Raw genomic sequence first — 21,628 nt, forward strand, 5'->3', positions numbered from 1 at the left:
ATGAATTTTCTGATTGTTCTGCTTGTTTTTATCTCTATGGAAGGAGCCACATGGCTTATTCACAGATATATTATGCATGGTTTTCTGTGGAGTCTGCACAAGGATCATCACGATCACAGCCACGATGGAAAACTTGAAAGAAATGATCTGTTCTTTTTCATTTTTGCCAGTCCTGCTATTGTATTATTATATGCAGGGGTAAGACAGGAATTCAGTGATCTGTTTTTTGTCGGATTGGGAATAAGCCTTTACGGAATGGCCTATTTCTTTGTACACGATATTTTTATTCATCAGAGAGCAAAGATCTTTACAAAAACAAAGAATCCATATTGGCTTGCCATAAGACGTGCTCATAAACAGCATCACAAACACCTGGGAAAGGAAGAGGGAGAGTGTTTTGGATTTTTATGGGTACCTGTTAAATATTTTAAAATGTATTTCAATAAAAAATGATGCCTTATACTTACATACTGATTAACTTTTTCACGGTCATTATCTGCTTTTTGGCCTCTTTTGACAAGAGAATACAGTTTAATAAACTTTTCGGGAAGTTTCTACTGTCATCTACCATCGTAGCAATTCCTTTTATTATCTGGGATGTATGGTTTACTTCAAAAGGAGTGTGGTGGTTTGATCTCAATTACACATTAGGCTTTACAATAGCAGGGCTTCCTATTGAAGAATGGCTGTTTTTTTACTGCATTCCGTTTGCATGTGTTTTTACTTATTACTGTCTGGAAAAATTTTTTAGCCTGAGAGGAATTGATGGCTTAAATAATCTTATTGTATTCACAGCTGTTATTATTCTCAGTGTGGCAGGACTTCTGTATCATGAGAGAATATATACTTTGCTCACTGTGGTTGTAACGATATTTACACTTTGTTATCTGCATTTTATTGTTAAAAAAGATTGGATAGCACGAGCAAGCTTTGTATATCTGGTATTGATGCCCGGATTTTTCGCAGTAAATGGGATCCTGACGGGATCTTTAATTCCTTCGCCTGTGGTAAACTATAATCCTGATGACTTTTTAGGGATCAGAATGGGAACCATTCCTGTTGAAGATGCTGTTTATGGCTACAGCCAGTTTTTACTCAATATTTATTTCTTTAAAAAAATAACTAAAAATGAAAAATAGGATCATTCTTGCATTATTACTAAGCTTCGGTCTGTTCAACGGCTTGATCTCTTGTTCTTCTATGCCTGAGAAAGCGAAGCCTGTCGGCCAGTTTGATATTAACAAATATTTAGGGACATGGTATGAGATTGCCAGATTCGATTATCGTTTTGAAAAAGATCTTGATAATGCAATCGCTCAGTACAGCCTTAATGCAGACGGAAATGTAAATGTAGTCAACAGCGGATATAATTTTAAAAAGAACAAATGGGTTTCTGCCAATGGTACTGCCAAATTCAGAGGAGAGAAAAATGTGGCCGCTCTGAAAGTGAGTTTTTTCGGACCTTTTTACGCCGGGTATAATGTAGTTGCACTGGAAGAGTACAAATTTGCACTGGTTGCCGGGAAAAATTTAGACTATCTCTGGATTCTTTCCCGTGAAAAAACTATTCCTGAAAACATAAAGCAGAAATTTATCAGCAAAGCGCAGGAGATAGGATATGATACCTCAAAGTTAATATGGGTGAAACAGGATAAGAAAAGTCCTTTTGATAAATAAATTCTCAAATTTAAATTAAAATCGAAACGTATGCTTACAATACAGGCACAATCAAAAATACCTACAGATTACGGGCTATTCACTATATATGCATTCTCAGAAAATGAAAAAGACTGGAGCCCGCATTTGGTTCTGGTAGCAGAAAATACAGATTATAAGAAGACTGTTAATGTCCGCTTTCATTCTGAGTGCATTACCGGAGAAGTTTTTCATTCTAAAAAATGTGAATGCGGTCAGCAGCTTGATGCAGCGATGAAATATATGTCTGAAAAAGGAGGGATGATCGTTTATCTCCGCCAGGAGGGTAGAAATATTGGGATCATCAATAAGCTGAAAGCATATGCGCTTCAGGAACAAGGATTAGATACTGTTGAAGCTAATCTCAGACTGGGCTTGCCGGCTGACGGAAGAAGCTTTGATGTGGCCGTGGAAATGCTGAATCTGCTGGATGTTAAGGAAATCAATATGTTAACCAATAATCCTGACAAGATGAAATCTGTTGAGAACAGCAGAATCATTCTTAAAAGCAGGATTCCTTTGGAAATTGATTCCAATGAGATTAATGCAGGCTATCTTGTTAAAAAGAAAGACTATTTTGGTCATTTTTTAGAAAAAATATAATAGACTTCAGCCGTTCGGGATATTTATTGATCCGTTTAATCCAATAATTATGGAAAAAATACTGCTTACAGGAGCTACCGGCTATATCGGTAAAAGGATGATCAGTGTGATTGCCGCGCAGGGATATAAGGTCATTTGCTGCTGCAGGGATACCGCTCGTTTTACAAGAGACATGGATATCGACGAACAGCTCATTGAAGTTATTGAAGTCGATTTTCTAAAGCAGGAAACACTTAAAAATATTCCGGAAGATATTGCAGGGGCTTACTATTTGATGCATTCCATGAGCAATACTGCTGATTATGAAGACTCAGAAAAAAAATGTGCCGCCAACTTTTCCGGTTATATGGAGAAGACGCAATGTAAACATATTGTCTATCTGTCAGGGCTGGTGAATGAAAAAGAACTGTCAAAACATTTGAATTCAAGGTACGAAGTTGAAAAAATTCTGATGGACTGCAAGGTTCCCGCGACAGTTCTTCGCGCAGGAATTATCATTGGGTCAGGAAGCGCATCATTTGAAATTATAAGGGATCTCGTTGAAAAACTGCCTGTCATGGTAGCTCCCAAATGGCTGTATACCCAATGTCAGCCAATAGGAATTGCCAACGTGCTGGATTTCCTGATTTTTGTTTTGTTTAAAGAAGCTGCTTATCAGAAAAATTTTGACATTGGATGTGATGATGTGCTGACTTACAAAGACATGCTGTTGCAGTTTGCACAAGTAAGAGGTCTTAAAAGAAAGATTTTTACACTGCCTGTAATGACGCCCAGACTGTCTTCGTACTGGCTCTATTTTATTACTTCAACCTCTTATAATCTAGCCAAAGCATTGGTTGGAAGCATGAAAATAGAAGTGGTCTGCCGCCCCGAAAGTCTTGCTGAGATCAAATTAATTACCGGTGTGCAGCCGTTTTCATATGATACAGCATTGAAGAGAACTCTTGCAAAAATTCAGGCCAATGAAATCATTTCCAGCTGGAAAGACAGTTTCATCAGCAGCCGTAATGATTCAACCTTGAAAGAATACCAGGATGTACCGAAATACGGTTGTTTTACGGACCTGCGGAGTGAGGAGTATGATGACAGGGAAGCCTGTATGAGCCGGGTCTTTCAGTTAGGAGGAGATCATGGCTGGTATGGGCAGGATCTTTGGAAAATAAGAGGACTTTTTGATAAACTTGTTGGCGGCCCGGGGCTGCGAAGAGGGCGCAGGCATCCTTCAGACCTTAAAGATGGAGATGCATTAGACTTTTGGCGGGTTTTATATGCTGACCGTAAAGAAGGCAAACTTATATTATTGGCTGAGATGAAGCTGCCCGGAGAAGCCTGGCTGATGTTTAAAATTTACAAAAATAAGATCTGGCAAAAAGCTGTATTTCGTCCAAAAGGCCTTTGGGGCAGATTGTATTGGTTCATGGTGCTGCCATTTCATGGGTTTATCTTCAAAGGAATGATCAGAAGCCTCAGCGGAAAGAAAAATTGAAATTCTTATTAAACTTAATTTTTAAGAAAATTTTAACATGAGCTTTCTTTTTTAGGCATGAACATTGTTTATTTATATACCAAATACCTAAATATTATATTATGAATAATTCAGATTACAACAAAGCGGAAAATGCAGTAGACCAAACAGAGAACTCTTTAAAAAATGCTGCTGATAATGCCAAGTGGAAGATCAGTGAGTTGGCAGATAAGGCTAAAGATTATATCAATGAAAAAAGAGATAATGATCAGGAGGCAACTCAGGAAGATTGGTTGGATAGGGTAAAATCCAATGTTTCCGATGCATGGGAAGATATTAAGGATAAAGCTGATGAAGCATGGGAGCAAACTAAAGATGCCGCTGAAGATGTGAAGGCAGAATGGAGAAAAAAAACAAATTAAAGTTAGTTTAAAAGCTGGCCGGAATTTTTAATTCCGGCCAGCTTTTTTTGTTTTATAGTTTATTTGTACTCTATTTTTGAAAGGATAGGATTCGCTTCTGAAAATGAAATCCTGGTTGTAGTCTAATATAAAATCCTGCGGCCTTCAAGCTTTATCATTTCATTCTTTACCATTTTTTTTACCGTTCTGATGACCGTTTCAACTCTCAGTCCTGTAAGATCAGCAATTTGCTGGCGGGTAAGTTCAATAGGAAAACAGTGTTGGCAGTCTCCGTCATGATAGCTTTTCAGATAATCCATTACCCCTTTCAGCCTTTGAATAGGATCTGCTAATGCCAGATTGCGGAGCATTAAGTTGTTATAATACAGTCTTTGTGATAAACACATATTCATTTCCATGGAAAGTTCCGGATTACTTTTAAGCATTTCCATGAAATTATCTTTGGGCATCTTTACAATTTCTGTGGTCTGTAAACTTATCGCATTGGTAGGGTAAAGCTTTTCAATAAAAAGAAGAGGGTCCCCAAAACTTTGATTTTTGCCCAGTATGTTATGAATAAATTCTTTTCCGTTTTCAGTAAAGGTGTTTAGTTTTACTTTTCCACTGATAATCTGAAAATAATACTGTGAATGATCACCTTCTTTGAAAATAAACTCGTGAGCTTTATAGATAGCATTTTCGCCCCCGAATGAGTGAAGGATTTTCTCATCGATATTCATGCAGCTTATTGTTTTTTTCATAATTATGATTTTTCTGAAAATTAGAGAGATTTTTTTAAAGATTATAAATAATTTCAATCCTTATGCCATTGATGTTTTTCTTGAAAAATGTGGTATGAATTCCTTATGCATAAACCTTTAAAAATTACTGTTTTTTCAAATATTGTGAGTATTTTTGAGGCTAAAGTATCCGTAACTAATTATTGATTTTAACTTCTATGATTTTAATTGTTGATGACAACCAAAGTAATCTTTATTCACTTCAAAAATTGCTTGAATCTAAAGATTTCCAGGTTGAAACGGCCGGCTCCGGCGAAGAGGCTCTTGGCAAAGCATTGAAAAATGACTATGCCTTAATTATTTTAGATGTTCAGATGCCTGATATGGATGGCTTTGAAGTAGCAGAAACGCTTGCAGACTACAGTAAAACCAAAGATGTTCCTATTATATTCTTATCCGCTGTTAATACCGATAAAAAATTTATCACTCAAGGTTACGCTTCTGGGGGTAAAGATTACGTAACGAAGCCTGTAGATCCTGAAATCCTTCTGCTTAAGGTGAAAACTTTCTATAATCTCCAGGAGCAGAATATAGCAATGAAAAAGACGCAGCAGAATCTGGAACTGGAAGTGAAAGGAAGAAGGGAATCCCAGGTAACAATGAAATCCCAGATTGATCATTTTCATCTCATGCTGGAATCTCTTCCGCAGATTGCATTTACCCTGAATGAAGAGGGAATTGTTGATTTCGTTAACGGTAAATGGTATCAGTATTCTGACAATGAGCAGGATTTCCCTGAAACACATCCTGATGATCATAATATAAGCGAAGAACTGGAGAGGTGCAGGAAAAAAGGAAAAGCTCTGGAATTAGAGATCAGAATTAAAAATATTATTTCAGGTCATTACCGGTATCATCTGCTTAGAGTAACCCCTGTATATGATGAACACCGTATTAAAAACTGGGTGGGAACATTTACAGATATCGATGATCAGAAAAAAGTGGAAAAAGAAAAAGATGAATTCTTAAGTATTGCAAGCCATGAATTAAAAACTCCTTTAACCAGTATTAAAGCTTATGTTCAGCTATTGGAAAGAAAGCTGAAATTAGATAAAGAAAGTCCGGAAGCAGGATTTGTTACAAAAGTTCAGACGCAGATTGAAAAGCTGAATACTCTGATCACCGATCTTCTGGATGTATCAAAAATTGAAAATGGGAAACTTAAAATCAATAAAAAGCCTGTTAATCTGGAAAATGTGATCAGTAATGCGATTGAAACCATATTACAGACTCATGAGCAACAGGTAAAAATAGAACGCCACGGAACAAAACCTGATATTTTAATTCCTTTGGATGAGATCCGTATCGAACAGGTCCTGATTAATTTTCTGACCAATGCTGTCAAATATTCACCTCATAATAATCAGGTGATCGTTACCACTTTTGTAGACCATGAAGCTCAGGAAGTGAGAGTCAATGTTACTGATTTCGGGATTGGAATTCCTGATTTTAAGCAGGATGCGGTATTCAAGAAATTCTATCGTGTGGAAGAATCTTCACTGCAGTTCCAGGGAATGGGAATCGGACTGTTCATATGCTCTGAAATCATCAAACAGCACCACGGAAGTGTGGGTGTTTCCAGTATCGTAGATGAAGGCTCTACATTTTATTTTACCCTACCATTAAACTAATTTTCATGCCGAAAAAAATTATACGAAATCTCCAGTTTGGAATAGGTCTTTCGCTTCTGATATTGATAGCGAGCTCAGTAGCCTCTTACTGGAGTATTCAAAATCAAATGAATCACCGTGAGAGCCTTTCCAAAAGCAGGCGTTCTGTGACCGCTGTTAAGGATGTTCTGGTAGCTTTACTGGATGCCGAAACAGGAAACAGAGGCTACCAGCTGACAGGAAGGGAAGATTTTCTCGAACCTTATAAACGCGGATTAAGAGAATATTCCAAAGCTTTGGTACTTGCAGAATCATTAGGGGTACAGGATAAAAACCAACAGGAAAGACTTGCCGGATTAAAAGTAGCAGTCGGTCAGGTGATGGATAACCTTAAAAATCTGGTGGAAAACAGGCGAAAGGGCGTTGTGATGACCCAACAGCAAATCGTTACCGGCAAAGCTTATATGGACGAGTGCCGTAAAATCGTAAAAGATTTTATACAGTATGAAGAAAGTCAGGTTGAAATCAAAAACAAGGATTTAACACGCTCATCAGAAACAACAGTTCTTTTTATTGTTTTTTCTGCATTGGCTGCGGTAGTAGTGACTACATTTTTCTATTTTAAAATGCGTGCCGACCTGATCAGGAGAGATGAACTGGAGAAAATGCTCAGAGATAAAGATCAGGAAATGACCCGCCGTGTCAGTGCCATTCAAAAAATAGCAAACAGGGTAGCCAATGGTGATTACAGTGAGAAAGTTGTGGATAACTCGGAAGACGACCTTGGAGGTCTTGTAGAATCGCTGAACCACATGACCGAATCTCTGAAAACATCTTTTGATAAAATTAATAAAAGCGACTGGCGTCAGAAAGGACTTGCTTTGCTGAATGAATCCCTTGTCGGAAATAAATCAGTAAAAGAAGTATCCAATAAAGCTTTAAGCCAGCTGATTGAATATGGAAACTGTATCAACGGTTCATTGTATCTTTTTGACGAAGGCATTCTGAAACTTAACAATGCATTCGGGCTGGAAGCAAATATGAAAAAAACGTTTGAGCAAGGGGAAGGAATGGTTGGGCAGGCTTTTAAGAATGCTAAAACGCAGGTGTACAATAATCTTCATGAAGATGATTTTGTAGTAACTTTTGCCAGCAGTACCATTAAGATCTATGGCATCATTCTGATACCTGTTTTTGCTGACGGCCATGTGATAGGAGTTATAGAATTAGGGTCTACCTCTAATTTTGAGGAAGACAGAATCAGCTATTTTGAAGAATGCAGCGTGAATATAGGAATAGCACTGAATGCTGCAAAAGGAAGAGAGAAAGAACAGCAGCTGCTGGAAGAAACTCAGGCACAGTCTGAAGAGCTGCAGGTACAGCACTCAGAACTTGAGAATCTCAATACCGAACTGGAAGCACAAACGCAAAAGCTTCAGGCTTCAGAAGAAGAATTGAAAGTACAGCAGGAAGAACTGATGCAGGCCAATGCAGAACTGGAAGAACGCTCACGATTGCTGGAAGAAAAAAATCATTTGATTGCTGAACGGAATAATGAAATTCAGAAGAAAGTGGAAGAGCTGGCACTCAGTACCAAATATAAATCTGAATTTCTTGCCAACATGTCTCATGAATTACGTACACCTCTTAATTCAATCCTTCTATTATCAAGGTTAATGACAGAAAATCCTGATGAGAATCTTAATGAGGATCAGATAGAATCTGCAAGAGTTATTCAAAGCTCAGGAACAAGTTTATTAACGTTAATAGATGAAATTCTTGACCTGGCAAAAATAGAATCAGGAAAAATGACCCTGGAATACCAGGAAGTTATTGTTGAAGATATCATAAAAGATCTGAAAAGTCTTTTCAGTCCGGTATTTCAGGAGAAAACACTTCCTTTCAACATCGAGATTGATTCAGAAGTACAGCCCATCATTGAAAGTGACAGGCTCCGTATTGATCAGGTACTAAGAAACCTGCTGTCCAATGCTTTGAAGTTTACCACAAAAGGAAGCATTGATTTACACGTTAAAAAGCATTCTGAAAAACCTGATTTTATTATATTTTCAGTGAAAGATACCGGTATTGGAATAGCAGAAGACAAACAGAAAATTATCTTTGAAGCATTCCAGCAGGCTGATGGATCTACAAAAAGAAAATTTGGAGGTACCGGGCTGGGTCTTTCTATAAGCCGTGAAATTGCGAGACTTTTAGGAGGTGAGCTGACTTTGAAAAGCGAAGTGAATAAAGGCAGTGAATTCAGTTTTACGATTCCTGTACATCCTGTAGCTGAGATTGTTCAGTCTGAAACCGATCAGGATCTGGTAGAAATCATTCGTGAAGATGTTGAAGAAATTCAGAATATCCTTGATGAAGGAGAAAGTAAACATACGAACACATTAGAAATTCCTGAAGATGTGGCAGACGACCGGGATAATATTCAGGAAGGTGATAAAATTATTTTGATTATTGAAGATGATACCAATTTTGCAAAAGCTCTATTGAAATATGCCCATTTACAGAACTATAAAGGTATTGTTGTGGTAAGAGGAGATTATGCTCTTTCAGCTGCCCGACAGTATCATCCCCGTGCTATTTTACTGGATGTTCAGCTTCCTGTAAAAGATGGCTGGGAAGTGATGGATGAACTGAAGTCTGATACCACTGTAAAAAACATTCCGGTACATATGATGTCTGCCCTGCATGTGAAAAAAGAAAGCCTTATGAAAGGAGCGGTAGACTTCATCAATAAACCTGTTGCTCTGGATAAAATGACAGATGTATTCAGGAAAATTGAAGAAGCATTACAAAAAGGGCCTCAAAAAGTTTTAATTGTTGAAGAAAATGCCAAACATGCCAGTGCATTGTCTTATTTCCTGAGTAATTTTAATATTTCATTATCGGTAGAACATAATGTAGAGGATAGTGTAAAGGCACTCACTTCAGATCTTGTAGACTGCGTTATCCTGGATATTGGAAGCACAAAAGGAAATGATTACCACGTCATAGAATCAATCAAAAGTTATGAGGGGCTGGAAAATCTGCCGATCATTATTTTTACTGAACATCATTTGTCTAAAGAAGAAGAGCTGAAAATAAAACAGTATGCAGATTCTATTGTTGTGAAAACGGCACATTCCTATCAGAGAATTTTAGACGAGGTAGGTTTATTCTTACATTTGGTGGAAGAAAAAAACAGTTCGGCTGAAAGTACCACAAGCAGAATGCTCGGCTCTTTAACAGAAGTACTGAGTGGTAAAAAAGTACTCATTACTGACGATGATGTCCGAAATATTTTTTCCTTAACCAAGGCACTGGAAAAATATAAAGTTGAAGTCATTGTAGCAATGGATGGAAAGCACGCTTTGGAACAAATTAGCCACCATCCTGACATAGACGTTATTTTGATGGATATGATGATGCCGGAAATGGATGGCTATGAAACAATAAAGCAGATAAGAAAAATGCCGGCCTATAAAAGATTGCCTATTATAGCCGTAACTGCCAAATCTATGATTGGAGAACGTGAAAAATGTATAACAGCAGGAGCTTCGGATTATATCTCAAAACCGGTAGATATTGATCAGTTATTATCACTCCTTCGTGTTTGGTTGTATGAAAGTTAAACAGATAAAATTCTGATGAATAAGAAAGTCTTAATTGTGGATGATGATCCACGCAATATATTTGCATTAAAACTAACCCTTAAAGCCCGTGGGTATGCAGTTGAATCCTGTACAATGGCTCAGGAGGCTTTAGAAATTCTGAAGTCAAACCCTAAGTTTTCTGTTGTTCTTATGGACATGATGATGCCCGGGATAGACGGGTATGAAGCTGTAAGAATGATAAGAGATACTCAGGAAATCAAGCACGTCCCGGTTATTGCTGTCACCGCGCAGGCTATGCCTGAAGACCGCCAGAAATGTCTGGAAGCAGGAGCTGATGATTACATCTCAAAACCAATTGACGTGGATCTTTTAATAACAGCAATAGAAAAACTTTCATAGATGCTGGAGCCAAGTATCATAAAAGATGAAGAAATAGAATATCTCATCAGAGATGTTTATGATAGGTATGGCTATGACTTTTCCGGTTATAGCAGAGCTTCATTTAAAAGAAGAGTGAACCGTATATGTCTTTTAGACAGGTTTACCAGCTTTGCAGAGCTCAGATATAAAGTTATGAATGATACTGAGTACTTAAAACGTTTTGTAGAAGAAGTTACAGTAAATGTTACGGAAATGTTCAGAGATCCTTCTTTTTTCAAAACACTCCGGGATCATATATTGCCTCAGTTAGGTACCTATCCGCTGATCAGGGTATGGATTGCAGGATGTTCAACCGGAGAAGAAGCATATTCTATAGCCATTCTGCTGAAAGAAGCCGGCCTTTACAGTAAATCTCTGATTTATGGGACCGATTTAAATCCTGCCGTTCTTGAAACAGCCAGAGCTGGTATTTTTCCTTTGCAGCAGATGAAACTGTATTCTGAAAACTACATGCTTTCTGGCGGATTAAAAGACTTTTCGGATTATTATACTGCCAATTATGATAGTGTAAGATTTGATAAAAGCTTACAGGAAAAATTGATTTTATCAACGCATAACCTTGTGTCAGACAGCTCTTTTAATAGTTTTCAGCTGATTGTATGCAGGAATGTACTGATTTATTTTGACAGAGAGCTTCAGGAAAGGGTGTTCAGGCTTTTTGATGATAGCCTGGAGAATTTAGGTTTTCTCGCATTGGGAGCGAAAGAAACCCTTCGGTTTTCTGCTATTGACAAAAACTATCATCAGGTTGAAGATCAGAAAATCTGGAAAAAAATTGATCACCATTAATAATTACCGGAATGAAATCACAAACCAATACAGAATTAATTGTTATCGGAGGGTCAGCAGGGAGTTTACAGGTCATTATAGAAATGATCAAAAACCTCGATAATACCATCCCGGTTCCCATTGTACTTGTGATGCATCGCAAAGCTCAATCCGGAGATATTCTGCGGACTTTACTGCAGCAGTTTACGGAGATACCGGTCATAGAGGTTGAAGATAAGACTGAAGTTGACGATAACACCATATATATTGTTCCTGCAGATTATCATTTGCTGTTTGAGAATACTCAATGGATGTCATTGGACAGCTCAGAAAAAATGAATTATTCCCGTCCGTCTATAGATGTTACTTTCCGGTCTGCAGCAGAAATTTATGGAGAAAATCTGATAGGCATCCTTTTATCGGGAGCCAATGCTGATGGGGTAGAAGGATTAAGCTATATTAAGAGGAATAATGGGCAGGTCTGGATTCAGGATCCGGAAACAGCAGAGGTGGAATTTATGCCCAAACATGCCATAGAAGAAATTGAATATGATTTAATTATCACCCCCGCGGGTTTAGCGGATTATATAAAACAATTATAATATTTAAGAATAGATAATCTACATAATATGAGTAAAAAGAAAATTTTAATTTTTGATGATGAAGCGGCTATTTTAGAAGTCATCACCATTATATTTGAAGAAAACGGATATGATGTCAAAATCTCGGAAACTTCACACGATATCCTTGAGAAAGTGGCAGACTATCAGCCGGATGTTATCCTGATGGATAACTGGATTCCTAAAATAGGAGGAGTAGAAGCTACAAAACTTCTCAAAAGCACCGAAGAATTTAAACATATTCCGGTCATTTACGTTACAGCTAATAATGATATTGTTGCTTTGGCATCCGAAGCAAAAGCTGATGATTATGTTTCAAAGCCTTTTAATCTCGATGATCTGGAAGCAATGGTAGCAAAACATCTAAAAGAACAGGTATAAACCTGACTTACATTAAAAAATGAAGATCTCTCAAAAACCTTTGAGGGATCTTTTTATTTTTTCAATGCTCTAATGATTTGTCCTTTTGTTAAAGGGCGGGTATTGATATCATGGATGAGATAAACCAATAAAAGATACAGGTCGGGATTTCCCATGACAACGTCTGAAAATGTTTTAACCAGAATTAATTTTCTGGACACAATGTTTTGTGCAGCAATATATTCATTGCTCACATCGATGTCAATATTCAATTCTTTTTTTATAGTTAAACTGAAGTATTTATCAATAAAATCTTTATCTCTTACCAAATCTATTGGTTCAGTTTCTATATGATCCATACGCTTATTTTACTCCTGTTTATTTTCCAACAATTATTATACCGTATTGCATAGGAATATCACAGAACGGATGACCGGAAAACTTTGATTACCAAATGTTCAGATTATCGTCTGAGGTTAAAGAACAAAGCATTATACAGGTAATACATGGCCGATAATTCCCTACGAGATTAATTCTATTTACTGTATCTTGCTTATATATACGGTTGATTTAGTATATTTGTAAACTATTTAACAGAGATGAATTACGCGCTTATTAAAGATTATATAGACTTGCTGGAAGAGTTTGAAACTGAAGTCAGCACCAGCCCAGAGTCGTATCCGTTAACTATTCAGGGCTTTAAAACATGGATTTCTGATCAAGAGAATATTGAAGAAAATCATACTGAAGAACCTTATTGGGAAGGCAAAGAGAATGGAAGAACACCGGAGAGTGCGATCAGTACATTACTTGTTCACCTTAACCGGTATGCAAAAACCTACTCAAAATCTGCCATCTCAGATTCTGAATTTTCGACTCAGGAAGACTTTATTTATCTGATTAATCTTAAGGCTTTTGGTGAGATGACAAAAATGGCTCTTATCAAAAAAAATATTCATGATAAGCCGGTAGGTATGCTGATTATTGCCAGGCTTTTACGACAGGGACTTGTTGAACAAACTGATTCTGATTTAGACAAGCGCAGTAAATTAATCCATATCACCGGAAGAGGATTGCAGGTCCTGGAAAATCAAATGGAAAAAATCCGTCAGGCGACCAATATCGTTGCAGGAAATCTCAATTATTACGAGAAGATGGAGCTTATACGTATTCTTAATAAACTGGACCGTTTTCATTATCCTATTTTTTCACGAAATATCAATCCTGATGAGCTTATCAATACAGTGTATGATGAGTATACATTTAAATCATAGGTTAACGAGCTATACAAATACTTCTATATCTTTCAATGGTAAAATAATGGATGGGCTAATGCTGGTGTATTAGTCAAATCATCTGTTAAATTTTTATATTCTGGACATAGCCTTAAACTCGGTAGGCCTCATATTGGTTAGCTGGTGAAAATTATTGCTGAAGGCTGCAATATTGGAATAGCCTACTTCATAAGTAATTTCAGTCATATTCAGGTCGGTATCTTTAATCAGTTCCATAGCCCTGATAATCCTAAGCATTTTTATATACTGAATAAAAGTGATCTGAAGTTTTGTCTGAAACAGCCTCGTCAGACTTCTTACACTCATTCCTGATTGTTTTGCGGTATTTTCTAAAGTAAGCTTTTCATGTAACTGGATTCTGAGATGATCTGTAATGGCATTAAGCCGATGATCATCGGTTGTAGGAAGCTGAATGGAAAACTTTTTGAGATTTTCTTTCGATATAAGGTTCTTCAGTGTGGTAAGAAATTGAAATTCCCAGGAACCTTTATAATAGTCTCCCTGCCATTTTTCGCTGAAAGTAAGCATTTCTGATAACAGCTTGCTCACCGGATAAATTCCCAGTTCATTATAAAATCCGTCAGACTTTTCTTCCGGAAAGTAGATGTTAATAATATAAAGATCTTGAGTATTAAACATCAGATTATGGGGATATTTTCCCGGTATCCAGATGTAATGGCTTGACGGAATATAAAAATCCTTCTCAGCGGTCTTTAGATAAGCAATTCCCCCAAAAACCAATAATAGCTGTGCCTTATCATGCTGATGGGGAGGCATCTGCTGTTCAGTTTGCTGTCGTACCACCAGAATAGAATCCGGGTTTTGGTCTACACTGTCTAAAAGCTGCTTAAGAATTTCCATGTGGCCAAATATAACAAATCTTAGGCTAATTATATTAAAAGATAGTTTTCGCTCCTGAATAATTTTGCTACAGTAAATAATAACAGAGTTATGATGAAACATACAATAGCAAACCCAGATCCGGAACCCGGAATTGAAACAAATGATAAAGCTTTCGATCAGGCAGGCTGTCATCCGGCTTACCCTATCGAGCCAATTAATTTCTACCGATGGACCTATTCTTATCCTTTTGTGCCTATGATCGATTTGACTTTAATCTTTGATGAATTAGGGAAAATAATAGCAGATTTTTTTACAAAAAGAAAAAATAGAAACACTTACAAAAAAAATGATCATGAAATTTTATAAATTAATTTCAATATTGGGAATAGTATTCTTGCTGCCCATATCATATCTCCATGCCCAGGATGCAGCAGGTTCTATGATGAGTCTGGAAGAAATGTGGAAAGCTGCCGAAGTGAATAATCGTCAACTGAAACTATCTGATTTATATCTACAGCAAAGTAAACTGGAAGTACTTCAAGCCAAAGACAATCTCTTGCCAGAACTTTCGCTGGGTGGAGATGTGAAGCTCAATTCTAGATTTCTTCTTTATAGCGAAGGCTTATTCTCCTCTCCACAGAATGTACCGGTTAAAAGTTATGGTTATGGAGCAGGATATAGTTTAAATTTTAATCTCTTTAATGGTGGAAAAGAAAGGATAAATATCAGAATGAAGCGGGAAGGAGAGGTACGCAGGCAATATGAAGTTCAGCTGGAAAAGCACGGTGTGAAATATAATATTGCAGTTGAGTATTTTGATCTGTACAAATTCATGTATTTCCGTGATTTTCTCTTTGCAGAAATTGCTGCAGAGAATAAGCAATTATCACTTATCGAGAGTTTGCACCAAAACGGAGTTGTACTAAAAAGCGATGTGCTCCGAACCTCTGTAAAATTATCCCAGCTGGAACTTAATCTGTCCGATATAGAAAAGAAAATAGATATCAGAAAACAACGATTGAATGTGTTAATGGGGCGGGATCAGACTCAGCAACTGGCAATTGATTATAAAAGAAATCAAGAGATGGAAAGTCTTTACAGCAGCGATTATACCGGTTATCTGGATATTGCGCTCAACCAGTCACCTGAGCTTAAGCTGATGGAGAGTGATATTAAATGGAGTGAATTAAATATCAGCCAGGTTAAAGCAGCACGTTTGCCTAAAGTGTCATTGTATTCAACTTATAATTATACCTACCCCCAGATCTCATTTTATCCTTACTCAAATGATGTGTGGGGATTCGGGCAAACCGGAATTAAAGTGCAGTTTTCCATAGATAATTTATACAAAAGCAAACATTCCATTGCAATTGCCCGGATTATCAGTGGCGAGGCCAAAGAAAAAGCTAATAGTAAAAAAGATGAAATTTTTCTTCAGATAAAAGAAGCTTACCTCCAGCACGAACAAGCTTTGGAAAGCGTAAATACCGCAGAAAAAAATATTTTAAAAACTACAGAAACTCTACGGGTTATCAGAAACAGCTATCTCAATCAGGAATCCCTGCTGACTGATCTTCTGGAGGCAGAAAATGCTTTGCTGGAAGCAAAATTTAATTTAACAACTGCACAAACAAACGTAAAACTTGGCCATATCCGGCTACTGGCAATCGCAGGAATTCTTTAAAAAAATAATTATGAACAAAAATAAAACAGATCAATTGATTGTAAACGTAACTAAGTGGTTGGGAGCCGTATTATTAACAGGTATCTTCATATGGGGGACTTTATATTTCATAAGGCAATATCACTACGAAGAAACCAACGATGCACAGGTAGATGCCTATTTATCTCCTATCAATGCAAAAGTAGGTGGCTACATCAGCAAAATCTATTATAAAGACAATCAACAGGTACAAAAAGGCGATACACTTGTCGTTATTGAGCTTGATGAATATGGTTTAAAAAGAGATATTGCATCAGCAGAACTGGCCGGTTCATCTGCTAAACTGCCTATTTTGGCGGCCAATGAAGAAACACAACTAAAGAGTATTGAGGTTATAAAAGCCCAACTGGCAGGAGCAGAGGCAAAGCTGAAACAGCAAAAAAGAGAATTTGAACGTTACAAAAATCTTCTGGCTGACGAGTCAGTCACACCTCAAAAATTTGATAATATCAGCACTGCTTTGTCTGTCACACAATCTGATTACACACAGACAATGGCTACCCTGCGGGTTGCCGAATCAAAACTCAATGATCTCCATGCACAGCGAAATGCAGCAGAAGCCGAAATAAAAATAAAAAAAGCCATGGTGAAACGTCAGGAACTCGATATTAAATATACTATCATTACTGCACCTTTTAACGGGCAGATCGGGAAAAAGACCATTCAGGAAGGGCAATTGATACAGCCGGGCCAGACGCTGGCATTTCTGGTTAATAGATCAGAAGAAAAGTGGGTGCTCGCCAATTTCAAGGAAACGCAGGTCGGCAGCTTCAAAACAGGTCAGGCTGTAAAGATAGAAGTAGATGCTTTTCCGGATGAAAAATTCAGTGGAGTTATTGAATCACTTGCTCCAACAACGGGATCCCGATATTCATTACTGCCACCAGATAATGCCACCGGTAATTTTGTGAAAATCATACAGCGTATTCCTGTACGCATCAGGCTGAGAGATACACCTGAAAAACTGATGAAACTTTCTGCAGGAATGAATGCCAATGTTTATGTTTTAAAAGATTAATTATGCAGGCTCATAAAATTCCGGTTTTTAACCCCTGGGTTCCCGAATGGCTGGCAAGATCCGTAATATTTGCCATACTGATGACCTGTCTCTTTAGTTTTGCTTACTATAGCAGTCCTGCTTCGGCAATGGGTTTTTATGGTGTACAGGTTACCGACGTCCAGTATGGCATGGTGGTTATTTATGGCTCAACTGTAGCTTTTTTAGCGCTGGATTTTCGTATTGTCAAATATTTTGCGCCGCGAAAATACTTGTTGACAGCATTTTCAGCCAATATTGTATGTTCTCTCATCTGTTTTTACTTCAAAGACTGGACATTGTTTGTAATCTGTCAGTTTGTGCAGGGAATTACCTGTGCGTTGATCTCCGGAATTGTCTTACAGCTTATTTTTCCAAGATTGCAGTCCACACGTGCCCGGATAATCGCATACAGCCTTCTATATGGAAGTATACAGATCGCTGTTCCGTTCTATTCCATCTATTCCAGTATTGTACTTTATTTTTATGACTTTAACCGGCTGTTTTACGGCCCCATTATAATACTTATTTTACTAGTGCTAATTGTGTTGGCAACAATGAATGGTAAGGCCAGATTTACCAGAAAAATACCTCTATATCAGGTAGACTGGGCCGGTTATTTGTTTTATGTCTCTTTTATTTTGATTCTGGGATATATCCTTGTATATGGACGGCAATTAGGCTGGTACGATAGTCCGTTAATTGTTCTGCTTAGTCTGGGTAATATAAGCATTCTTGTACTTTTTGTTGCCAGAGAATTGAAGCTTAAACGTCCATTGATTAATTTACAAATTTTCAGTACTAAGAATTTTGTAATCGGGTTGCTGTTACTTTTTCTGTTTTATATTTTCAAAGGAAGTACAGGACTTGCTTATGGTTATCTTGAAGCTGTTTTAGGTAATGACCCGCTCAGTACTATACCAATTTGGATAGCCGTAATTGCAGGAACTACATTAGGGATGTTTGTTACCTCCCGGTTGATACTTATGGGGTTTAATCTGATTAGGATTATTATTGCAGGATTTGGTTTTATGGCCTTGTACTATGCATATATGCTGATTTTTATCTCAGTTCAGGGGAATACAACAGATTTCATTCCGCCTATGTTTATTTATGGTACAGCTACAGGTATTTTATTTGTTCCTGTTGTTTCATTTACTATATCCGCTGCACCACCAAAAATTGCAAGTAATGCATCGCTTATAGGAATATTGGCAAGGTTCGTCGGTTTTACCGCCAGCCTGGCTGTTAATAATGAGCTTCAACTATTTGCTAAATCGGCTGTGAGGGAAAAAGTCAGGGAAACATTGACAGAAACCAATATCCAATTGCCTGTTACATTAATGGATATTCAAAACCACTACATGAATGCAGGTAATGATATGTATACTGCAAAAGCTGCTTCAGTCGCCCAGTTCAATGTATTAATCCGGCAACAGATTTTGGCGCGTGCTACCCGGGATTATTATGACTGGATGCTGGTAGGAGTGATGTGTGTTATCATGATGCTTCTTTTACTTCCACAGATTCAGCACGTATTGCTTAGGCTAAGAAAAGGAAATATACCTTATTAGAATATAATCAATTTATGTAAAATTACATCTTCTTAGGTTCAAGATTATAAAAATATAAATCCTGCAAATTCAATTTTTGCAGGATTTATCAATTTTTTAGTGTATTTTGAAGATTTTATCAGATACACATAGTGGAGAATACAGGATTCGAACCTTCCCATTTCCTCTGTGTATTTATCAGGTTTTTCTGTGGTTGAGGCTTCATTTGCCACGAATTTGCCACACTTTTGTAAAAACCTTTGTTTATCGTCTTCAAAGCGCATTTGCGGAAAGGGAGAGATTCTGTTACAACTTACCTTAATTCGGATACACTGTTTGTTTTTAGTCTTTAGAACTTTGTCATACAGGGTATTAATTTTTTTATGGCTCAAGTCCAGGGCCGCCACATGAACTGTACGGAACGCATGTTAGTTTATCGTTGATAAAACATAACCTGGTACAATCTGATCCGCCAACGATTGTTTTTAATTCTTCTTTTTTAAGCTTTTTTAAATTTTTCATATTAATATATTTTATGTTCATAACAAATCTCACAAATAATTATTATATACTAGTTGAAATTAACGAATTTTAACGCTCGGGCCTTGTTTGTGATTTATATTATAAAATTATTGCTCTAAGAAATGCTTGTTTTCTAACAGTAATACAATATCAGTTGAATTGTTATCTCTTAAAATTCTTTACCATTACATTTATTTTTTAATAAATGTACGACGCATGATTTCTCCATTTTTTAGTTTTTGCTGAAAGAAGATAGCTTCCGGCTGCCAGCGTTGAAGCGTCAATAGCTTTTCAACTGGCTATAATTAGAAATCGAATAATTTTTAATTGGCTTCAATTCTTCATCCGGCAGAACTCTTAAAAAAGTATGATAAAGAACTTCTTTATGTATTGGTCTTCAAATTCAGGAGATAGTTTCGGAAGTGAAAAAATTGATAGAAAAGTATTCCGATAATTTTATTAATACAAAAGTAAAAAACTCAATTATAAAGAAGTCAGATATGTTATTTATTCTCCAATGTTCTGTTTTCTGTAGGATACTTAATACAGTAATAGTATATGAATGTTAATGTTAACTTAAAGAATAAATAACACTTTGTTTCCTTACTTGGTTCGATATTGTAATACTTTCGATCACAAAAAAACTAATGCGGAAACTCTTTATGAATGTATGTGTATTGTACACAGGTCTTTGTATATCTGCTCAGGAAGTAGTATGGCAGAAAGATCTCAAATCTTCTACTCAGGATTTCCTGAGTCAAGTTACAACAACAATTGATCAGCAGTATCTTATCACTGGAAGCTCTATTCAGTCTAAAAATCAGTCGCAAGCTGCCGATAGACAAAAACAGAATAATGGTTATGATTTACACCTTGTCAAACTGAACCAGCAAGGAGAAGAAGTCTGGGAAAAATACTTCTCAGGATCCAACCATGATTATTTATCAGCAACTGTTACCACCCAGGATGGTGGATTTCTGGTAGCAGGAACCTCTTTTTCGGGAAAAGGATTTGATAAAAAAGATGATTCGAAAGGAGGATCAGATATTTGGCTGGTTAGAATCAATGAATTTGGTGATGAATTATGGCAGCAAACTTTGGGAACTTCTTCAGATGAAGAAGCAAGAGCTGTTATTCAGACCACAGATCTGGGATTCGTGGTTGCCGGCAATGTGCAGAATGCTGCAAAAGGCTACGGTTCCAAAGATGTCTGGGTTACCAGAATCGATAAAAATGGAAAAGAACTCTCCCAATTAATTCTAGGCGGAAAAGGCTTAGACGAAGTGGAGAAGATGATTACAACGAGAGATGGCGGAGCCTTACTGGGAATTTATTCCAGAAGTTCCGAGGTTCTTGTTTCGGGATCTGACAAAGAGTCCGGGATGCGAGATGCGGGTTTTATATCAGACGTTAAAACCCCGAACCCTGTATACCGAACTCCGAAACAAACTGAAAACTTTGGTGAGGGTGACTACTGGATTGTCAAGTTGGACAAAAACGGTAAAGTAGAATGGGAAAAAAACTTTGGGGGGAAAGGTGATGATCATGTCAGAACACTAGCATTAACATCAAATGGATTTATTATTGGTGGAGAATCCAGATCGGAAAGAGCAGGAAATAAAACAGTAGGTATCAAAGAAGGCACAGATCTATGGCTGATTGCCTTAAATGAAAGAGGTGATGAACAGTGGCAGAAATCCTACAATTTTAAAAATAGAGATATCTTGATGGGAATGAGTGTGCTTCACTCTGTAGATGATACATCTTCTAAAGGAATTCTATTAGGAGGCTACACTCAGGCTGAAGGAAAAATACAAACTGATGATGAAACATTCTGGATGTTATATCTGGATTATAATGGCAATGAACAGTGGAGAAAATATGTAAAGGGAGAATCCAAAAAGAAGGAAGAGAGACTTTTCGATTTGAAACTGAACAGAGATGGCTCTATTGTTTTGGCAGGAACCAGTACAGAAGAACTGGGTAAAGAAAACTGGAAGATTGTTAAGCTGGGAGATAAGCAGGTTGATCAGCTGATCGAAAAATATGACATTAAGATTTATCCAAATCCTGTATCTGATTATGCATATGTAGAAATCGGTTTTGATTTTAAAGATGCTGATATTCTGTTGTATGACATGAGCGGGAGGCAGCTTCAGAGTTTAAAAACAAAGAACAGAGTGACTAAGATTAATACCCAGGCTTTGGTTCAGGGAGCTTATCTGGTGACTATAAAAACGGATAACAACAAAGCAGCGAATGCTAAACTGATTAAGAAATAA

General features: G+C 37.1%; 23 protein-coding genes. 18 read left to right on the forward strand and 5 right to left on the reverse strand.

Annotated features, from left to right (window positions below; all coding sequences use genetic code 11):
* The 6 genes from FN817_RS03795 to FN817_RS03820 all read left to right on the forward strand — a co-directional run bounded on the left by FN817_RS03795 (position 1) and on the right by FN817_RS03820 (position 4,185).
* Complete coding sequence (locus tag FN817_RS03795) at positions 1-453, forward strand: sterol desaturase family protein (RefSeq protein WP_142716772.1); 453 nt, start codon at positions 1-3, stop codon at positions 451-453.
* Positions 450-1,139 carry a lycopene cyclase domain-containing protein gene (locus FN817_RS03800; RefSeq protein WP_142716773.1) on the forward strand — a complete coding sequence of 230 codons (690 nt, stop codon included), beginning with the start codon at positions 450-452 and terminating at the stop codon, positions 1,137-1,139. Before FN817_RS03795 ends, FN817_RS03800 begins: the two co-directional genes overlap by 4 nt.
* Positions 1,129-1,677 carry a lipocalin family protein gene (locus FN817_RS03805; RefSeq protein ID WP_142716774.1) on the forward strand — a complete coding sequence of 183 codons (549 nt, stop codon included), beginning with the start codon at positions 1,129-1,131 and terminating at the stop codon, positions 1,675-1,677. The genes FN817_RS03800 and FN817_RS03805 overlap by 11 nt, the downstream gene beginning before the upstream one ends.
* Positions 1,678-1,707: 30 nt before the next feature.
* The gene (ribA, locus tag FN817_RS03810; RefSeq protein ID WP_142716775.1) at positions 1,708-2,298 is read left to right on the forward strand and encodes a GTP cyclohydrolase II; all 591 of its coding nucleotides are present in this window, start codon (positions 1,708-1,710) and stop codon (positions 2,296-2,298) included.
* A 49-nt stretch (positions 2,299-2,347) separates the two neighbouring features.
* Positions 2,348-3,784 carry an SDR family oxidoreductase gene (locus FN817_RS03815; RefSeq protein WP_142716776.1) on the forward strand — a complete coding sequence of 479 codons (1,437 nt, stop codon included), beginning with the start codon at positions 2,348-2,350 and terminating at the stop codon, positions 3,782-3,784.
* A 101-nt stretch (positions 3,785-3,885) separates the two neighbouring features.
* On the forward strand, positions 3,886-4,185 hold the full coding sequence (locus FN817_RS03820; protein WP_142716777.1) for a hypothetical protein: 300 nt from the start codon (positions 3,886-3,888) through the stop codon (positions 4,183-4,185).
* A gap of 122 nt (positions 4,186-4,307) precedes the next feature.
* Here FN817_RS03820 and FN817_RS03825 read toward each other — a convergent pair whose 3' ends face one another.
* Entirely contained in the window at positions 4,308-4,925 is a 618-nt protein-coding gene (locus tag FN817_RS03825; protein WP_228451467.1) for a Crp/Fnr family transcriptional regulator, read from the reverse strand.
* 197 nt (positions 4,926-5,122) lie between these two features.
* Here FN817_RS03825 and FN817_RS03830 point away from each other — a divergent pair, with 197 nt between their 5' ends.
* From FN817_RS03830 to FN817_RS03855, 6 genes are read left to right on the forward strand one after another with little or no spacing between them, the layout of a single operon-like run.
* Positions 5,123-6,595, forward strand: a complete 1,473-nt coding sequence (locus FN817_RS03830) for a hybrid sensor histidine kinase/response regulator (RefSeq protein ID WP_142716778.1) — start codon at positions 5,123-5,125, stop codon at positions 6,593-6,595.
* A gap of 5 nt (positions 6,596-6,600) precedes the next feature.
* On the forward strand, positions 6,601-10,203 hold the full coding sequence (locus FN817_RS03835) for a response regulator (RefSeq protein ID WP_142716779.1): 3,603 nt from the start codon (positions 6,601-6,603) through the stop codon (positions 10,201-10,203).
* A 15-nt stretch (positions 10,204-10,218) separates the two neighbouring features.
* On the forward strand, positions 10,219-10,584 hold the full coding sequence (locus tag FN817_RS03840) for a response regulator (RefSeq protein WP_185149892.1): 366 nt from the start codon (positions 10,219-10,221) through the stop codon (positions 10,582-10,584).
* The gene (locus FN817_RS03845) at positions 10,585-11,415 is read left to right on the forward strand and encodes a CheR family methyltransferase (RefSeq protein WP_142716781.1); all 831 of its coding nucleotides are present in this window, start codon (positions 10,585-10,587) and stop codon (positions 11,413-11,415) included.
* A gap of 11 nt (positions 11,416-11,426) precedes the next feature.
* On the forward strand, positions 11,427-11,996 hold the full coding sequence (locus FN817_RS03850; RefSeq protein ID WP_142716782.1) for a chemotaxis protein CheB: 570 nt from the start codon (positions 11,427-11,429) through the stop codon (positions 11,994-11,996).
* Positions 11,997-12,023: 27 nt separating this feature from the next.
* On the forward strand, positions 12,024-12,395 hold the full coding sequence (locus FN817_RS03855) for a response regulator (RefSeq protein WP_047422842.1): 372 nt from the start codon (positions 12,024-12,026) through the stop codon (positions 12,393-12,395).
* Positions 12,396-12,448: 53 nt separating this feature from the next.
* On the opposite strand, the gene FN817_RS03860 is transcribed toward FN817_RS03855, so the two are convergent.
* On the reverse strand, positions 12,449-12,733 hold the full coding sequence (locus FN817_RS03860) for a hypothetical protein (RefSeq protein ID WP_142716783.1): 285 nt from the start codon (positions 12,731-12,733) through the stop codon (positions 12,449-12,451).
* 240 nt (positions 12,734-12,973) lie between these two features.
* On the opposite strand from FN817_RS03860, the gene FN817_RS03865 reads away from it, so the two are divergent.
* On the forward strand, positions 12,974-13,648 hold the full coding sequence (locus FN817_RS03865) for a MarR family winged helix-turn-helix transcriptional regulator (protein ID WP_142716784.1): 675 nt from the start codon (positions 12,974-12,976) through the stop codon (positions 13,646-13,648).
* Between the two features lie 93 nt (positions 13,649-13,741).
* Here FN817_RS03865 and FN817_RS03870 read toward each other — a convergent pair whose 3' ends face one another.
* Complete coding sequence (locus FN817_RS03870) at positions 13,742-14,530, reverse strand: AraC family transcriptional regulator (RefSeq protein ID WP_142716785.1); 789 nt, start codon at positions 14,528-14,530, stop codon at positions 13,742-13,744.
* Between the two features lie 90 nt (positions 14,531-14,620).
* Here FN817_RS03870 and FN817_RS03875 point away from each other — a divergent pair, with 90 nt between their 5' ends.
* The 4 genes from FN817_RS03875 to FN817_RS03890 are packed head-to-tail and all read left to right on the forward strand — an operon-like array spanning position 14,621 to position 18,845.
* On the forward strand, positions 14,621-14,878 hold the full coding sequence (locus FN817_RS03875) for a hypothetical protein (RefSeq protein ID WP_142716786.1): 258 nt from the start codon (positions 14,621-14,623) through the stop codon (positions 14,876-14,878).
* Positions 14,865-16,196 (forward strand): TolC family protein, encoded by a 1,332-nt coding sequence (locus FN817_RS03880; protein ID WP_142716787.1) that lies wholly within the window; start codon positions 14,865-14,867, stop codon positions 16,194-16,196. The genes FN817_RS03875 and FN817_RS03880 overlap by 14 nt, the downstream gene beginning before the upstream one ends.
* A gap of 10 nt (positions 16,197-16,206) precedes the next feature.
* Positions 16,207-17,253: an HlyD family secretion protein gene (locus FN817_RS03885; protein WP_142716788.1), complete on the forward strand. Its 1,047-nt coding sequence runs from the start codon at positions 16,207-16,209 to the stop codon at positions 17,251-17,253.
* Positions 17,254-17,255: 2 nt separating this feature from the next.
* Complete coding sequence (locus FN817_RS03890) at positions 17,256-18,845, forward strand: MFS transporter (RefSeq protein ID WP_142716789.1); 1,590 nt, start codon at positions 17,256-17,258, stop codon at positions 18,843-18,845.
* Positions 18,846-18,889: 44 nt separating this feature from the next.
* Here FN817_RS03890 and FN817_RS23055 read toward each other — a convergent pair whose 3' ends face one another.
* Positions 18,890-19,057: a hypothetical protein gene (locus tag FN817_RS23055; protein ID WP_167498804.1), complete on the reverse strand. Its 168-nt coding sequence runs from the start codon at positions 19,055-19,057 to the stop codon at positions 18,890-18,892.
* Between the two features lie 148 nt (positions 19,058-19,205).
* On the reverse strand, positions 19,206-19,346 hold the full coding sequence (locus FN817_RS23360) for a bacteriocin-like protein (RefSeq protein WP_228451468.1): 141 nt from the start codon (positions 19,344-19,346) through the stop codon (positions 19,206-19,208).
* A 647-nt stretch (positions 19,347-19,993) separates the two neighbouring features.
* On the opposite strand from FN817_RS23360, the gene FN817_RS03895 reads away from it, so the two are divergent.
* Positions 19,994-21,628: a T9SS type A sorting domain-containing protein gene (locus FN817_RS03895; RefSeq protein ID WP_142716790.1), complete on the forward strand. Its 1,635-nt coding sequence runs from the start codon at positions 19,994-19,996 to the stop codon at positions 21,626-21,628.

The sequence above is a fragment of the Chryseobacterium rhizoplanae genome, from assembly GCF_900182655.1.
In the GTDB taxonomy this organism is placed as follows: Bacteria; Bacteroidota; Bacteroidia; order Flavobacteriales; family Weeksellaceae; genus Chryseobacterium; species Chryseobacterium rhizoplanae.

Excerpts from the sequence above, each read along its gene's own strand:
- FN817_RS03820 (WP_142716777.1), top strand. The coding sequence starts at position 3,886 with ATGAATAATTCAGATTACAACAAAGCGGAAAATGCAGTAGACCAAACA.
- ribA (WP_142716775.1), top strand. The coding sequence starts at position 1,708 with ATGCTTACAATACAGGCACAATCAAAAATACCTACAGATTACGGGCTA.
- FN817_RS03895 (WP_142716790.1), top strand. The coding sequence starts at position 19,994 with ATGCGGAAACTCTTTATGAATGTATGTGTATTGTACACAGGTCTTTGT.
- FN817_RS03850 (WP_142716782.1), top strand. The coding sequence starts at position 11,427 with ATGAAATCACAAACCAATACAGAATTAATTGTTATCGGAGGGTCAGCA.
- FN817_RS03860 (WP_142716783.1), bottom strand. The coding sequence starts at position 12,733 with ATGGATCATATAGAAACTGAACCAATAGATTTGGTAAGAGATAAAGAT.
- FN817_RS03830 (WP_142716778.1), top strand. The coding sequence starts at position 5,123 with ATGATTTTAATTGTTGATGACAACCAAAGTAATCTTTATTCACTTCAA.
- FN817_RS03865 (WP_142716784.1), top strand. The coding sequence starts at position 12,974 with ATGAATTACGCGCTTATTAAAGATTATATAGACTTGCTGGAAGAGTTT.
- FN817_RS03825 (WP_228451467.1), bottom strand. The coding sequence starts at position 4,925 with ATGAAAAAAACAATAAGCTGCATGAATATCGATGAGAAAATCCTTCAC.
- FN817_RS03805 (WP_142716774.1), top strand. The coding sequence starts at position 1,129 with ATGAAAAATAGGATCATTCTTGCATTATTACTAAGCTTCGGTCTGTTC.
- FN817_RS03855 (WP_047422842.1), top strand. The coding sequence starts at position 12,024 with ATGAGTAAAAAGAAAATTTTAATTTTTGATGATGAAGCGGCTATTTTA.
- FN817_RS03870 (WP_142716785.1), bottom strand. The coding sequence starts at position 14,530 with ATGGAAATTCTTAAGCAGCTTTTAGACAGTGTAGACCAAAACCCGGAT.
- FN817_RS03875 (WP_142716786.1), top strand. The coding sequence starts at position 14,621 with ATGATGAAACATACAATAGCAAACCCAGATCCGGAACCCGGAATTGAA.
- FN817_RS23360 (WP_228451468.1), bottom strand. The coding sequence starts at position 19,346 with ATGAAAAATTTAAAAAAGCTTAAAAAAGAAGAATTAAAAACAATCGTT.
- FN817_RS03835 (WP_142716779.1), top strand. The coding sequence starts at position 6,601 with ATGCCGAAAAAAATTATACGAAATCTCCAGTTTGGAATAGGTCTTTCG.
- FN817_RS03845 (WP_142716781.1), top strand. The coding sequence starts at position 10,585 with ATGCTGGAGCCAAGTATCATAAAAGATGAAGAAATAGAATATCTCATC.
- FN817_RS03840 (WP_185149892.1), top strand. The coding sequence starts at position 10,219 with ATGAATAAGAAAGTCTTAATTGTGGATGATGATCCACGCAATATATTT.
- FN817_RS03800 (WP_142716773.1), top strand. The coding sequence starts at position 450 with ATGATGCCTTATACTTACATACTGATTAACTTTTTCACGGTCATTATC.
- FN817_RS03795 (WP_142716772.1), top strand. The coding sequence starts at position 1 with ATGAATTTTCTGATTGTTCTGCTTGTTTTTATCTCTATGGAAGGAGCC.
- FN817_RS03890 (WP_142716789.1), top strand. The coding sequence starts at position 17,256 with ATGCAGGCTCATAAAATTCCGGTTTTTAACCCCTGGGTTCCCGAATGG.
- FN817_RS03880 (WP_142716787.1), top strand. The coding sequence starts at position 14,865 with ATGAAATTTTATAAATTAATTTCAATATTGGGAATAGTATTCTTGCTG.
- FN817_RS03815 (WP_142716776.1), top strand. The coding sequence starts at position 2,348 with ATGGAAAAAATACTGCTTACAGGAGCTACCGGCTATATCGGTAAAAGG.
- FN817_RS03885 (WP_142716788.1), top strand. The coding sequence starts at position 16,207 with ATGAACAAAAATAAAACAGATCAATTGATTGTAAACGTAACTAAGTGG.